We start from the raw sequence: 12502 nt of genomic DNA, 5'->3' as shown, positions 1-12502 counted from the left end.
AGGATCAAACGGGGAGTCTCAAGCATGACCATCCAATCATTCTTGATCACAAAAGGGCTCTCCGTCATCCTCACCAGGCACTTTCGATACACGCCCTAGCCGTCCCACGTCCAGTCCGTGACCTCGGGCATGTCCACGCCGTGCTCGCGGATCCACGCGTGGTGGCGCTGCAGGGCGTCCGCCATGTGCTGGCGTACCCCGGCCGCGCGGACGGCGAGGCCGGGGAGCTGGAATCCCTCGGCGCGGCCGTACGGCTCCGGCACGCCGCCAGGGACCACGGGCGGCGACCCGGCCGACTCGCGAGGCGGCCGACGCGGGCCGCGGCGACGTCTTCCTCGAACTGGCGCGGCAGTACGCCGCCAGCGGCGCGTACCCGTGGGAGCGGTGCGAGCCCTGGGGCATGGAGCCGGACGGCCACCCGTCCGGCCCCTGGTCCGGCACCGTCACGGAGGCGGACTGACGGCACGAGCGGTCGCGTCCCGCCGGTGACGGAGACCGGCCGCGGCCCGCCGTGTCGTGCGTGACACAGGGTCACGAGACTCGTATGTTTGATTACGTCCCGTAACTCTACCGCACGGGGTGGACCGCGCTCCGGGGTCGGCCCGTACGCCGCCGCCCCGCCGGCGGCACGCCCGCCAGGAGGTGCCGGTGATCGACCGTATCTGGCTTCAACCACCCCTCGCCATCGCCCGGTTGGGTTCCTCGCCGATGCCGTGCGACAACTACCGCTACGGACCCAGCGACCTGACCCCGCGCGGTACGGGCAAGACCACCGTGGAGCCGGTGGAGAGCCTCGACCTCGCCGCCGACGGCACCCTGACCACGCGGATGCCGCAGAAGGTCCGGTTCAAGGACGCGGACGGCTGGCGGCCGGTGTGCCCGTTCTTCGAGGTGCACGGCAGCTGGACCACCGCCGACGGCGAGCAGCGCACGGGGGTCCTCACCGCCGACGTGCTCGCCGACTTCGGGCTGGGCCTCGGCGACGTGCGCTGGCAGGTCTCCGTCGCCAACCTCAAGTCCCACCACATCACCCAGCAGCAGGACGACCGCGTCGAGGCCCGGGCCGAGGTCCGTGGCGACGACCACCAGCGGCACCCGCTCGCCGGGCACTCTCCGCAGGACACCGCCAACCCGCTCGTCCCGGCCGGCAAGTCCCTCCCGCTCGGCTCGGTCCAGGTGCCCGCGCCGAACGCCGAACTCCCCGAACTCCGGCTGCGGTTCACCCCGGGGAAAGGGTTCGTGTACGGGCCGACGAACCTGGCCGAGCTCGCCGCGAACACCGGGTACCAGCTCCCGCAGGAGCGGCTCATCCTCAATCCGGCCGCGCCGTGGTGCCGGTTGAGGCTCAGTGACATCAGCGACGATGAACGGACCTCGCCCCCCGGCCTGTTCGCGGGCGCGGAGCGGCAGATCCAGGCCAGCCTGGGCATGGTCGACGACGTCTGCGACGGCACGGTCGCCGTGACCCTGCCGGGAGGTCTCACCGTCACCGCCCGCATCGTGGTCAGCCCGCCCGACTTCGCACCGGACCGCAGGCCCTTCGTCTCCCTCGCGGACGGACTCGCCGACCGGGTCAAGCGCGCCGAAGTGAGCGACCCCTCCTACATCGCCGACGAGGGACAGACCGCGCTGGAGATCCGTGATCTCTTCGAACGGGTCCTCGAAACGATGGGCAACATGAACGTGGACGTGCAGAACCAGCGCGTCCTCGACACCTACGAAGGGGTCGCGTGGACGGTTCCCGAACCGCTGACCGGCGTTCTCCTCGCGCTCACCGACCGCGGTCGTCGGCGCCACCGCCGCTTCGTCGCCCTCGAGGCTCTGGAAGACATGGTGCGTGAGCAGCCCGATCTGCTCGACCGCGTGGTACGGCCACCGGCCGAGGACCTGCCGCCCAGCTACACCGACCGCCGCATGCCGATCGGGATGCGCGGTGCCGACGCTGGACCGCTGCACCTGACCCGACGGCAGTACGACCTGCTGACCGCCTGGGCCCAGGGCCTGCGTGACAGGACGGAGCCGGGCACGTGACCGTACTCCTGCAGATCGGGCGGCGGCCCCCGGACGTCCCGGCACAAGCCACGAGCCCGCTGCCGGCCGGGCCCGGAGCGCAGGTGCGGGCCTTCCGGAGTGCGCACGGGGCCCATCTCTTCGTCGCCGACGGCAGCCGTCTGTACGACCTGCCCGAGGCGACGGCGGTCCGGCTGGAGGAGTGGCTCTCCGCCTCGGAGGGCTCCCTCGACGAGCTGGGGCGCACGCTGGACCTCCCGCTCTGGGGGGCACCGCGGATCGACGGCACTCCCCTCGCACCGCCTCCGCTGTCCTCGATCTCCCTCAACGTGATGCAGGCCTGCAATCTGAGCTGTGGTCACTGCTACGCCGACGAGGGCCGGTTCGGGGGAAGCGCCCGGGCGATGCCTCGGGCCACCGCGTACGCGGCGGTGGACCGGCTGCTGGCCGAGGCGGCGCCCGGCTCAGACGTCGTCGTGGGCTTCATGGGCGGCGAACCGCTACTCGCCCGCGACCTGGTGCACGAGGTGGTCCGGTACGCCGTCCGGGCGGGGGCCACCACCGGGCACCGGGTCCGCTTCGCGCTCACCACCAACCTGACGACCGTACGGCCCGACGACGCGGCACTGTTCGCGGAGCACCCGTTCACCGTCACGGTCAGCCTGGACGGCGACCGGACCGGCCACGACGCCCTGCGCAGGGCGCCCGGCGGAGCCAGCGCATACGACCGGCTACGGGCCGGGCTCGACACGCTCGCCCGCCACGGCCGCCCCCGCCACCTCTCCGCGCGCGTCAGCGTCACCCCGTACACCGGCCGTCTCCTGGACGTCCTGGAGCACGGCATCGCGCTCGGCTTCGACGAGGTCGGGTTCGGTGCGGTGGTCAGCGCCCCGGACCCCGCGTACGAGATCACCACCGAGGCCTTCGCGGGCTTCCTCGAGCAGATGACCGCCTGCGGCGAACGGGCCCTTGCGGAGCTGTCGGCCGGCCGCGCCTACCCGTTCGGCAACTTCCAGACCGCCATGGAGCAGCTGCACCGGGGCGCCCACCGCCCCTACCCCTGCGGGGCCGGCGCGGGCTACCTCAGCGCCTCCGCGGAAGGGGGCCTCTACGCCTGCCACCGGCTGGTCGACGACCCCGCCTTCGCCATGGGCTCACTGGCCGCCGGACCCGACACCGCCGCCCGGCAACGGCACCTGGCCGAACGCCACGTGGACCGGCAGGAGCCCTGCCGGTCCTGCTGGGCCCGCTACCTGTGCGGCGGCGGCTGCTACCACGAGGTCAGCCGACGGGGCCGGCCCGGCTGCGACTACATCCGCGGCTGGCTGTCCTTCTGCCTGCGCGCCTACGTCGAACTCGGCCAGGCCGCGCCCGAGTTCTTCGAGCAGCGGTCCGCGGCGGCCCCGCTCACGAGCAGTGCCAGCACCGTCTGAAGGCCCGAAGGAGCCCGTCCATGCCCGACCTGCCGACTCCCACTGGGAAGATCCTCCCGCGCAACCTCACCGCGCGGGCCGACCACGTCGTACGCGGCAACCCCTCCAACACCCGCCCGGAGAGCGGGGTCGACAACTGCTTCCCGGGGCTCGAGTTCGACCAGCGCAACCTCGACAAGGCCTTCTTCCCCGGGATGCTCTTCGACTTCCACCGCTACAACGGCTCCCGGGCGCTGGAGGTGACCGGCGGGGTGGCCGCCGCCCACAGGCTGACCACGGCGGACCTGACGGGCGACAACCAGGTCTTCATCGGGGCCGTGTGCGGCCGGACCCGGGTGGACCAGACCGACGCCCAGGTCGAGCCGGTCGACTGCCGTGAACGCGACGGCCTGGATGTCTGGCGGCAGGTGCACGATCTGCTGCCGGGCCGGATCGCCGTACTCCTGCTGGGGCGCCAGACAACCGTCGCCACGCTCGGAGCCGCCGCGGTCGGCAACCTCAACGCCCTGCGCATGAGCGGTGAGAGCTTCGTCCGCCGTGCCCCCGACGGCCGGTTCCAGCTGGCCGTGCTGGTCTCGGACCGGGCCCGGTACCTGGACGAGAACGGGGTTATCGACCCGGAGGTGTACCGGCCGGGAGACCTCACCCGCAGCCTGTGCGCCCCCTGGCAGTACGACTTTCGTGACTGCGGCTGCTTCTACTGGGCCGCCTCGAAACCCGACGTCGCCGGCAACGCCGACGAGAGCATCCCGCAGATGAACTTCCTGCGTGCGGACCGCACACCGGTCCCGGACCTCGACACGGACGCACTGGACCTCGGCAGCCCGCGCAGGCGGCTGGAGCTCGGCTACCCCCGGCTAATCTCCGACTGGCAGGTGCTGCCCGTGGTGCTCAACGACCGCGAGGACGACAGCATCGGCAACCCGGTGCCGCCCGACATCCCGCTCCTCGACCGGGCGACCGTGATCAGCAGGCTCAAGTCACTGGCCACCGTCGAGCACGCACTGAGCGTGGAGTACCTGTACGCGCACTACTCGCTCAACGCGCCCAGGGAGCTGCCGGATTCGGCGAGTCGGCTGATGCGGCGGATCCACGCCGCGGCCTTCGAGGTGTTCGAGGTCGCGGTCGACGAGATGCGGCACCTGCGCTGGGTGAACGAGGCCCTCGGCACCCTGGGCGAGAAGCCCGTCGTCGGGCGGGCGGCGGAGATCGTGCGCGACACGGTCCACCCCTTCGAGCTCCGCCCGCTGACACCCGCGCAACTGCAGTGGTTCATCGACGTGGAGGCCCCCAGCCAACAGGTGGGCACCGGCCTCGACGGCATGTACGTCCAGCTGCACCGGAGCATCATCAAGCAGCCGGACGTGTTCCCCGAGGCCGACAGGCTGGCCCACCTGATCAAGCTCGTCATCGACGAGGGCGAGGAGCACTTCCGTCGGTTCACCGCGGTGAAGGAGCACTTGGTGGGCCTCGATCCCCTCGTGTACCTGCGACCCCTGCGGCGGCCGGGCGCGCAGGACGAGCTGGGCCGGACGCTGCTCGACCTCAGCGACCGGTACTACGCGGCACTGCTCGGCACCCTGCAAGCCACGTTCGCACTCGGCGACCAGGCCGGTGGTCTGCTGATCGGCCAGGCCCGGGTCACGATGGAGAACCTCCACGAGATCAACCACCTCCTCGCCACCCGCGGCATCGCGCCCCGCTTCACCCTGCCCTCGGCCTTCGCGCCGGGCGCGGGCGAGCTGCCGCCCGAGCTCGCCGACGGTCAGGCCACCAGGGAAGCGGCCATCGCGGCGATCGAGACCCTGGCCGCCATTCGGGAACTCGACGGGGACCTGAGGGACATGACGATTAGTCAGCAGTTCGAAACCGCGGCTCTGCTGGACGTGCTGGACCTTCAGGGATGAGCCGCCCCGTCGAGATCGGCGGGGCCGGACTGGCGGAGCTGACCTGCGCCCGGCTACTGGCCGGGCGCGGGCACCGGGTCCGGCTGCCGCCGCCCGGGCCGGGCGCGGCGGGGGCGGGCGCCACGGGGGCTCGGCCGCTGCTGCTCGCCGGGCCGGCCCTGGAGCTGCTGGACTCCCTGTGGGGTCCGGGACTCCTCGACGGGACCTGGGAGGTGACGCACCGTCAGGTACGCTGGGGCGACGGGCCGCCGACCCGGTTCGCGCAGGCCAGCCGGGTGGTGGACGGAGCCGAGGTGGCCGTCCGCATGCGGGAGCGGCTGGCGGAGCACGGCATGGACGAGGGGAGCACGGATCCGCCGGAGGGACCGGCCGGCTGGGTGGTGACCGCCCGTGCGGTGCCCGAACGGGCCGCCGGGCGGCGGCGGTTGCTGGCCGGGACGGCCCCGCTGCGCCCCGGTGCCGACGAGCGCACCGCCGTCCTCGGCACCGCCGAAGCGGGCTGGGCGCTGCTCACCCCGCTGGGGCGCGGCGCCGCCCTCGTACAGGCCATGGTGCCCGGTCCGGCCGGGGACCCCGTCGCCCTGCTCGCCCGGCTGGCCGCCGAGACCGGTCTCGGGGCGCTCCTGCGCCACCCGCCCCGGTCCGCCGCCGCCGTCCCGGCCGCCCCGCTGCTGCACCCGGCCCCCGCGACGGCACCCGCCGGGGACGCCCCGGGCCGGCTGCTGGTGGGGGCCGGAGCCATCCGCTACGACCCCCTCAGCGGCACCGGAACGGCGCAGGCCCTGCGTACGGGCATCCTCGCCGCCGCCGTCATCGACGCGGCTGTGCGGGGGACCGCGGCGCCCCGTGCGCTGTGCGCCCACTACGCCGCCCGGCTGCGCGCGGCCTACGTCGAACACCAGCGCAGCTGCGCCCGGTTGTACGGGAGCGCCTTCGCCGGACCCGCCTGGTCCGACGAACTCGACGGCGCCCGGAACGCCGTCGCGGTCGGCTGACTCCCTCGACCGCCTACGGGTCGCACGAGGGGCGCCAGGTCAGGTGTGGCAGGAGGCCCCGCCACTGCTGTTCGGGGATGCCGACGACTCCTTCCAGGGCGTCATCCCACCGGAGTACATCCCCAACCGGATCACCATCCCCACGCTGGAGGAGATCCACGCGCTCAAAGAGGTCGGGTCCAAGGCGCTCGTCGTCATCATCGACCTGATGTCCGGGTGTGGGCACCGAAACGGAGAGGTGTTCGCAGCCAACCTCGAAGGGATGGTCGCGGACGACGTGTACCGCATCACCGAGCAGATCGAGGGGATGACCCGCCAGCGTTCCCCGCTCAAGCACCGCAGGGCCGGCGACTTCCGCAAGGTCCCCACACCGGCCACTGTCCGGGAGTCCCTCCTCAGCTACGCACACGACGTCGGCGCGGACCAGAATGGCTTCCTCCTGCGGACTCAGCGCAGCGCCTACTGGGCACGCACGACGCTCGACTACCAGTCGCTTTCAGCCCCGTCGGCACCTTCGACGAAGTCGTACGCACCGAAGCCATCATCGCCACCGGGCCCTGAAAACTCACGTGCTGCTGCCTGACTGAGGGCTCCGTCACGCGGCCAGGCAGTAGTGGCGTCTTGAGACACTTCCGGGTTGGAACAGATTGACAGACCGCATAACGGCGGCGGACATCCACGCGCACCATGCTGGCAGGGGCCGGCCGGACGATGCGCCGAGATAGTACTCAGCTGCCGCGAGGGCTCGCAGGGCGGGCTGCTTCTCCTGCTTGGCAGCGAGGGTGCGGGCGAGGCGGAGATGGAGGAGGGAGCGGGCGGCGGGGTGCTGGGTGCGTTTGAGTGCGTGCTGGAGGATTCCGGCGGCGGTGGTGTGGTCCTTGCGCCATGCGGCCTGGTAGGCGAGGTCGCCGAGCATGGCGGCACCGAGGTCGGGGTCGTCGGTGGCGTGGGCACTGTGGAGGCCGGCGATCCAGAGTTTGCTGGCGGCGGTGTGGTGGCCGTGGTCGAAGCGGTGCCAGGCGACGGTCTGGGCGAGGGTCGCGGCCAGAGTGTGGAGGCGCAGGCCGGTGGTGCCGGGCCTGTAGGGACCAGAGCCTTTTCGGGTTCTGGTCCAGGTTTTGTGGAGCGGTGACGCTCAGTGCTGGTGCACGGCTCTGCGCCGGTGATGTGCCACCACGACCGACGGCGTGTCGGTGGGACCGTCAATAATGCCGATCATGGCAGATCGCAGTCCGGTGCTCCGGATCATTACTTCGGCGGCGCGGGAGTCCCTGAAGCCACTTGGCCTGGCCCAGCGCGGGCGGTCGCGGCTGTGGATTGACGATCACGGCTGGTGGCTCGGGGTTGTGGAGTTCACCCCGCCGCGGATTGCTGGCAGCGGTCTGCACGTCGGTGCGATGTGGCTGTGGCACGACGTGGAACACCTGGCTTTCCACGTGGAGGCAGTCCGGATCGGCTCCGAGCTGTTTCGCACCGAGGACCAGTTCACGCCGCTGGCACTCGAATTCAGTCGGCAGGCGGCTGCGAACGTGGCCGCCCTGAGGGAAAAGTTTCCGGCTCTGCCGGACGTCGCCCGATACCTGACGTCCAGACCGGTGCGGCGGGGATTCTTCTGGGACGGCTTTGACTCTGGGATCTCAGCCGCCCTGGTTGGGGACCCGGACACGGCCCGCGATCACTTCGAACGAGTCCTCCGAGAGGACGCGCTGGCCCCGTGGATGGTCGAAGCCCAGAAGAAGGCGCGTGAGCTTCATGCGATCGCGGCAGATCGTGACGCCATGACCGCCTGGGTCACGCGGGCCGTCGACTCATGCCGGAGCAAGCTGGGCCTGGATCCCGTGCCGCTCGCGATCAGCTGAACGGGCCTGCTCATCGAGCGACAGAGCTGCGGTCACGCAAGGAGTACTCGCTTCCACAGCAGGTTGAAACCGGCCCGGCCATACATCTGGCGCTCGATCATGTTGATCCGGTTGACGTGGCCTTCGACGACGCCGAAGCTCCACGGCAGCGTGAAGCTGGCGGTAACGGCGGCGAGATCGCGTTCGAGACCGTTGACGAAGGCGTGAAGGCTGGGCAGGTCGTCGGCGCGGACCGCCTTGATCCATACCGGAGCTGGGCACCCTGGAGCTGGGTGAGCATCTTCCCGAACACTCGGACGTGGCCGGTGAGGGCATCCAGTTCGGGGCAGTCGGCGAGAGCGACCTTCAGCTTCAGGAGTTCGCTCTCCGGCAGGGCGTCGGGGTGAGCCAGGATCAGCCGGTGACCGTGCGTGGAGACGGCGAACGGGCTGCGGGTGCGCTTGGGGCTACGCGGAACGGCTGGAGGTAGGCGACCACGGAGGACCCGGACCGCTGCTCCGAAGAGGCCACCGGGCGTAGTCCACACCCGCCGCAGACGGAAGGAACGACCTTCACCGGACGGCCGTCATCAGCGTTCCGGAGAAACGCCGCGAGGTCCGCAGAGACACCCTCGCCAACCTGATCATCAGCATGCACAGGCACATCGTTCCAGACGCCCCAACCAGCACCCGACCACCTTGACCAAAGAGATCTGACTACACCATCTACCGGCCCTGGAACTACGCCGGCCTTCTGGGTCCGCGTGCCTGGCCCGACTGCTGCCCGAGGCGCGGGGATCGCGGTTGCTTGGCCGGAGACCACCTCACAAACGATGTCCTGCGGTACCCGGACTCGAACGCCGTCCGGGCGATCCTGATGGCGCTCGTTCCTCCGTTCATCCCTCGTGATCAACTACTTATGCGGGGGAATGCGTACTGCTGGAACTGGGTGGCGTCCCGGACCGCCGCGTACGCGGACGGCCGACCCATCAGCACACACAAGGTGAACACCGCGTCCTCCACCGCCTGCCGTGCCTGGCCGTCGCCCAGGCACGCGGTCAGCTGGACGTGGGCTTCGGTGAACCGGCCCAGCGCCCGCTCCACCTCCATACGGCTCGGCAGCAACCGCGGCCACAGCAGCGGAGCCTCGGCGCCGGCCGCCTCGGGCTCTCGCGCCGCTTCCACCGTCTGGCGCAGGGCCCGGTCGATCCCGGCCGGCAGCGGGGTGCCAGAAGGGCCGCCTGACTGGAAGTCGGTAAGCGGCTGTCCAACGCCACTGACCGCGTCAGGGCCTGGGACGCGTGAGGAAGTCCGCGATGCGCGCTCCCCAGGTCCGCACGTCGGCGCGGGTCTGGGAGAGGTGAAGTTCGGCCCGTGGGAGGAAGCCAGCCAGCGTAGCCGCCGTCGATACGGGGTGGCCTGGGTCGTCCAACCAACCCAGGATGAGCGCTGGGCACCGCAGCGTCGCGAGCGTGGCGGGTGACGGCAGGTCGGAGTCGGCCAGGCCGCGCAGGACCGACGGCAGGATCGCCTCCGGCGGCGTGGGAGAAAACTCGGGGACATCGGCGACCACGGCAGGGCGCGGGGCTCTTCCAGCGGCAAGCCATGCCGCCGCGCCTTCCCTCTCGATCGTGTCGGCGGCGTTTCGGTTGGCCTGTGCGTACGCCTCCCGGCTCGCCCAGGCGGTCGGCGGGATGAGCAGGACCAGCCGGGAGAAGCGGTTCGGCGCCCGGACGGCGGCGTGCAGGCAGGTCCCGCACCCCATCGATGCACCGATCGCGTCGACGGGCTCCGCGGCGCCCAGATGGTCTAGCAGAGCCAGCAGGTCGTCGGCGAGTGACGGGTAGGTGTAGTCCTCAGCGGCGGGCCGGCCGGTGGAGCGACCGTGGGCGCGTGCGTCGTAGCGGACCAGGCGCCGGCCCGTCTGGAGGAGCGGCGCCCAGTCGAACAGGTCCATCCGCTGCTCGACTGCCTGACTGACGAGCCCGCCGTGCGCGTACACCGCCAGGGAACCCGTGCCGGCGTCGTCGTACGCCAGCTCGGCCCCACGATGGCGGAACCGGCCCTCCACGGGCGCCCGCCTTCGCGGTGTCCCCATACTGACGCGCCCTTCTACCGGACTTGCCTCATGCGCGGGGCGAAATGAACGGTCGGATGGCGTTGCCGCTTCGGTGAACTGGCCGGTCCACCAGCAGCTTCGAGGCCGCCGTCAACTTCGCCGGGGGCGCGGGGATCTGAGCTGCAGTTCGAGTACCGCGATTCGGAAGCAACGAGCCTGCCGGCCACACCGGGCGGTCGGGCCCTGGGACCAGACCGTGCTACTGGCCTCCGGAAGCGTTTTCTGCCGTTTGGAGGGCCTGACTGGCGATGGTGAGGGCCTCTTGGTCGTGACCGGCCGCCTTTGCCGTTTCAGCCTGGCTGAGGGAGACGCGGAGCAGTTGGACGGTGTGCTTCGGCAGAGCGTTCGACTCGATGGCGTCTTGCAGTTTCCGGATGGTGTCGACGGTCAGGTCATCGGACATGGGACATCTCCTCTGAGGCGCAAGTCGAGCCGTGTCGTCAGGGTCAGTGCCCGAGAGCGTTCTTGAGCTGCTGCTTGGTCATGGTCGAGCGGCCATCGATGTTGCGCTTCTTGGCTTCCTTGGTAGCTCGTCCTTGGGCCGCTCGGACGACGACCCACCGCCGTCCTGGGACTTGTGGCCTCCGGGCTTCGAAGCCGACTTGCCCTGAGTGGAACTGCGGCTGGCGGTCTTGCTCTCCCCCGACTGCGCACGCTCCTTGTTGACCGTGCGGGAGGCCATCTCCTTGGCACGTCCTTCAGACATGTCGCGCTTCTCGCCGGACTCCTTCATGTGCTCGTACTGACGCTCGCGCTTGGAGCTGCTTCCTCGGGGCATGACGGAACCTCTCACCGGGACAGTGATGTCAGGGCCATCGTGCGCGCACCGCGATCGCCTCGCACTTCACCTGAGCCGAAAGAGGCAGTGCCGGGATCAGGTGTGCAGGCCTGTTGGAACCGTTCCAGGCGCTGGAGGGGAGCATGCCGCGTCGTTGGCCAAGGCGCCGACCTTGGCTGCGCGGGCGCGCCCGAGTTCCTGGCCGACGGTGTGCACGATGTCGGCGAGCGGTGTGGTGGCCGGGAGGGTGAGCGCCATCGCCTCCCCGGTGTTGATGGGGATCTTGGCGGTGATGAAAGTCAGTTCGGGGACCGTCGTGAGGTCGTAGTGGTCCGGATCATCGGGATCTGCCTCAAGGTCCGCTCCTCCGCCCGGCCGGGAGAGCATCGACCAGACCGGCCCGAGTCATCCGGTCCAGGTGCCGCCCTCGGGGAATCCGTCGTTCTCCACCGGCCAGCCCTCGACCTCGAAGGCATTGATCAGGCGGTCCTGGATGTCGGCTGTCAGGATCTCTTGGGGGGCTGATGCGTGGAGGCGTGCGGCGCGGGCGTGGCCGGTCCCGTCGGCCTCGGCCCGGATGGCCAGCTTCTTCTTACGGTTACTGTAAGGGCTCGCGGTGCGTCATTGAACGCGATCTCCCGCGACCTCGGCCTGGCCTTCCGCACCGTTCAAAGGTTCGCCAACGCCTCGAGCGCGGACGAATTACTTGCCCCTGTCCTCCACCGAGCCGGCAAGCTCGACAGGTTCAAGCCCTACCTGATCAACCGGGGGAACGAGGGCTGCACCAACGCTGTTCAACTTCATCAGGAACTCGCGGCCCAGGGTTGGACCGGCAGCATACGCGCTGTTCAGGGCTATCTACGGCCGCTTCGAGGGCACTGCACAGCAGCCGTTCCACCGTCCCTGCCGCCATCACCTCGGCGTGTCACCGGCTGGATGATGTCGAACCCCGACCGCTTGGATGCCAATGCCCACATCCGGTTGAAGGAGGTCCTTGCCCGCTGCCCCGAACTCGACATCGAAGCCAGCTTCGTCCGTGGCTTCGCCACCATGATGACCAACCGCGAGGGACACCTGCTCGACGAGTGGATCACCACCGTGACCGCCACGGATTCCCTGCCGCACCTGGCCAACTTCGCGAACGGCCTACGCCGCGATCTCGCCGCGGTCACCGCCGGACTCACGTTGCCCCCCAGCAGCGGCCCCGTCGAAGGCACCGTCAACAAGATCAAATTCCTCAAGAGGCAGATGTTCGGCTGAGCCAACCTTGACCTACTCCGCATCCGGGTACTCCACCACCGGTGACTACACGCGACCACTCATCGTCACCGCTTCATCGAATGTGGGCCAGAGCCAGTAGATGTCAGTGCGGTGCAGGGTTTTGGCAGTACGTGTGACTGATTCCCAATGACCGTCGTCAAGC

The 12502-nt window shown here is 70.2% G+C and carries 13 protein-coding genes and 2 pseudogenes; 8 read left to right on the top strand and 7 right to left on the bottom strand.

The features are described from left to right. Positions 1-95 precede the first annotated feature (95 nt). Positions 96-230, bottom strand: a pseudogene (locus IF88_RS46110) (hypothetical protein); the annotation flags it as partial. Between the two features lie 418 nt (positions 231-648). Here IF88_RS46110 and IF88_RS0137155 point away from each other — a divergent pair. The 7 genes from IF88_RS0137155 to IF88_RS42640 all read left to right on the top strand — a co-directional run bounded on the left by IF88_RS0137155 (position 649) and on the right by IF88_RS42640 (position 8204). Next, positions 649-2031, top strand: a complete 1383-nt coding sequence (locus IF88_RS0137155) for a hypothetical protein (RefSeq protein WP_030723232.1) — start codon at positions 649-651, stop codon at positions 2029-2031. Then, positions 2028-3443 (top strand): radical SAM/SPASM domain-containing protein, encoded by a 1416-nt coding sequence (locus tag IF88_RS0137150; protein ID WP_051838241.1) that lies wholly within the window; start codon positions 2028-2030, stop codon positions 3441-3443. Before IF88_RS0137155 ends, IF88_RS0137150 begins: the two co-directional genes overlap by 4 nt. 20 nt (positions 3444-3463) lie before the next feature. After that, positions 3464-5350 (top strand): ferritin-like domain-containing protein, encoded by a 1887-nt coding sequence (locus IF88_RS0137145; protein WP_030723226.1) that lies wholly within the window; start codon positions 3464-3466, stop codon positions 5348-5350. Further along, positions 5347-6345 (top strand): NAD(P)/FAD-dependent oxidoreductase, encoded by a 999-nt coding sequence (locus IF88_RS0137140; RefSeq protein WP_030723224.1) that lies wholly within the window; start codon positions 5347-5349, stop codon positions 6343-6345. The genes IF88_RS0137145 and IF88_RS0137140 overlap by 4 nt, the downstream gene beginning before the upstream one ends. Positions 6346-6388: 43 nt before the next feature. Next, on the top strand, positions 6389-6928 hold the full coding sequence (locus IF88_RS41530) for a hypothetical protein (protein ID WP_030723221.1): 540 nt from the start codon (positions 6389-6391) through the stop codon (positions 6926-6928). Between the two features lie 54 nt (positions 6929-6982). Further along, positions 6983-7477, top strand: a complete 495-nt coding sequence (locus IF88_RS46995; protein WP_158754830.1) for a hypothetical protein — start codon at positions 6983-6985, stop codon at positions 7475-7477. 85 nt (positions 7478-7562) lie between these two features. Continuing rightward, positions 7563-8204 (top strand): hypothetical protein, encoded by a 642-nt coding sequence (locus IF88_RS42640; protein ID WP_158754828.1) that lies wholly within the window; start codon positions 7563-7565, stop codon positions 8202-8204. 32 nt (positions 8205-8236) lie between these two features. Here the strand turns inward: IF88_RS42640 and IF88_RS48775 are convergent, their stop codons facing one another. From IF88_RS48775 to IF88_RS0137095, 6 genes and pseudogenes are all read right to left on the bottom strand, one after another. Then, positions 8237-8422, bottom strand: a complete 186-nt coding sequence (locus IF88_RS48775; RefSeq protein ID WP_420711030.1) for a hypothetical protein — start codon at positions 8420-8422, stop codon at positions 8237-8239. A 669-nt stretch (positions 8423-9091) separates the two neighbouring features. Next, on the bottom strand, positions 9092-9367 hold the full coding sequence (locus IF88_RS0137110; protein ID WP_030723214.1) for a DUF5133 domain-containing protein: 276 nt from the start codon (positions 9365-9367) through the stop codon (positions 9092-9094). Positions 9368-9467: 100 nt separating this feature from the next. After that, a complete protein-coding gene (locus tag IF88_RS0137105; RefSeq protein ID WP_030723211.1) occupies positions 9468-10253 on the bottom strand; it encodes an alpha/beta fold hydrolase in 786 nt (261 codons plus the stop codon). A 247-nt stretch (positions 10254-10500) separates the two neighbouring features. Further along, positions 10501-10704 carry a hypothetical protein gene (locus IF88_RS0137100; protein WP_030723199.1) on the bottom strand — a complete coding sequence of 68 codons (204 nt, stop codon included), beginning with the start codon at positions 10702-10704 and terminating at the stop codon, positions 10501-10503. 43 nt (positions 10705-10747) lie between these two features. Then, positions 10748-11079 (bottom strand): annotated as a pseudogene (locus IF88_RS48765) (plasmid stabilization protein). Positions 11080-11175: 96 nt separating this feature from the next. Beyond that, positions 11176-11466 carry a hypothetical protein gene (locus IF88_RS0137095; protein WP_030723194.1) on the bottom strand — a complete coding sequence of 97 codons (291 nt, stop codon included), beginning with the start codon at positions 11464-11466 and terminating at the stop codon, positions 11176-11178. Positions 11467-11703: 237 nt separating this feature from the next. Here IF88_RS0137095 and IF88_RS46990 point away from each other — a divergent pair, with 237 nt between their 5' ends. After that, positions 11704-12339 carry a transposase gene (locus IF88_RS46990; RefSeq protein WP_158754826.1) on the top strand — a complete coding sequence of 212 codons (636 nt, stop codon included), beginning with the start codon at positions 11704-11706 and terminating at the stop codon, positions 12337-12339. Positions 12340-12502 lie beyond the last annotated feature (163 nt).

It is taken from the genome of Streptomyces sp. NRRL F-2580, from assembly GCF_000720115.1.
Lineage (GTDB): Bacteria > Actinomycetota > Actinomycetes > Streptomycetales > Streptomycetaceae > Streptomyces.
Note: the sequence above shows the minus strand (reverse complement) of the source record. Positions and strands in the feature narration are given on the sequence as shown.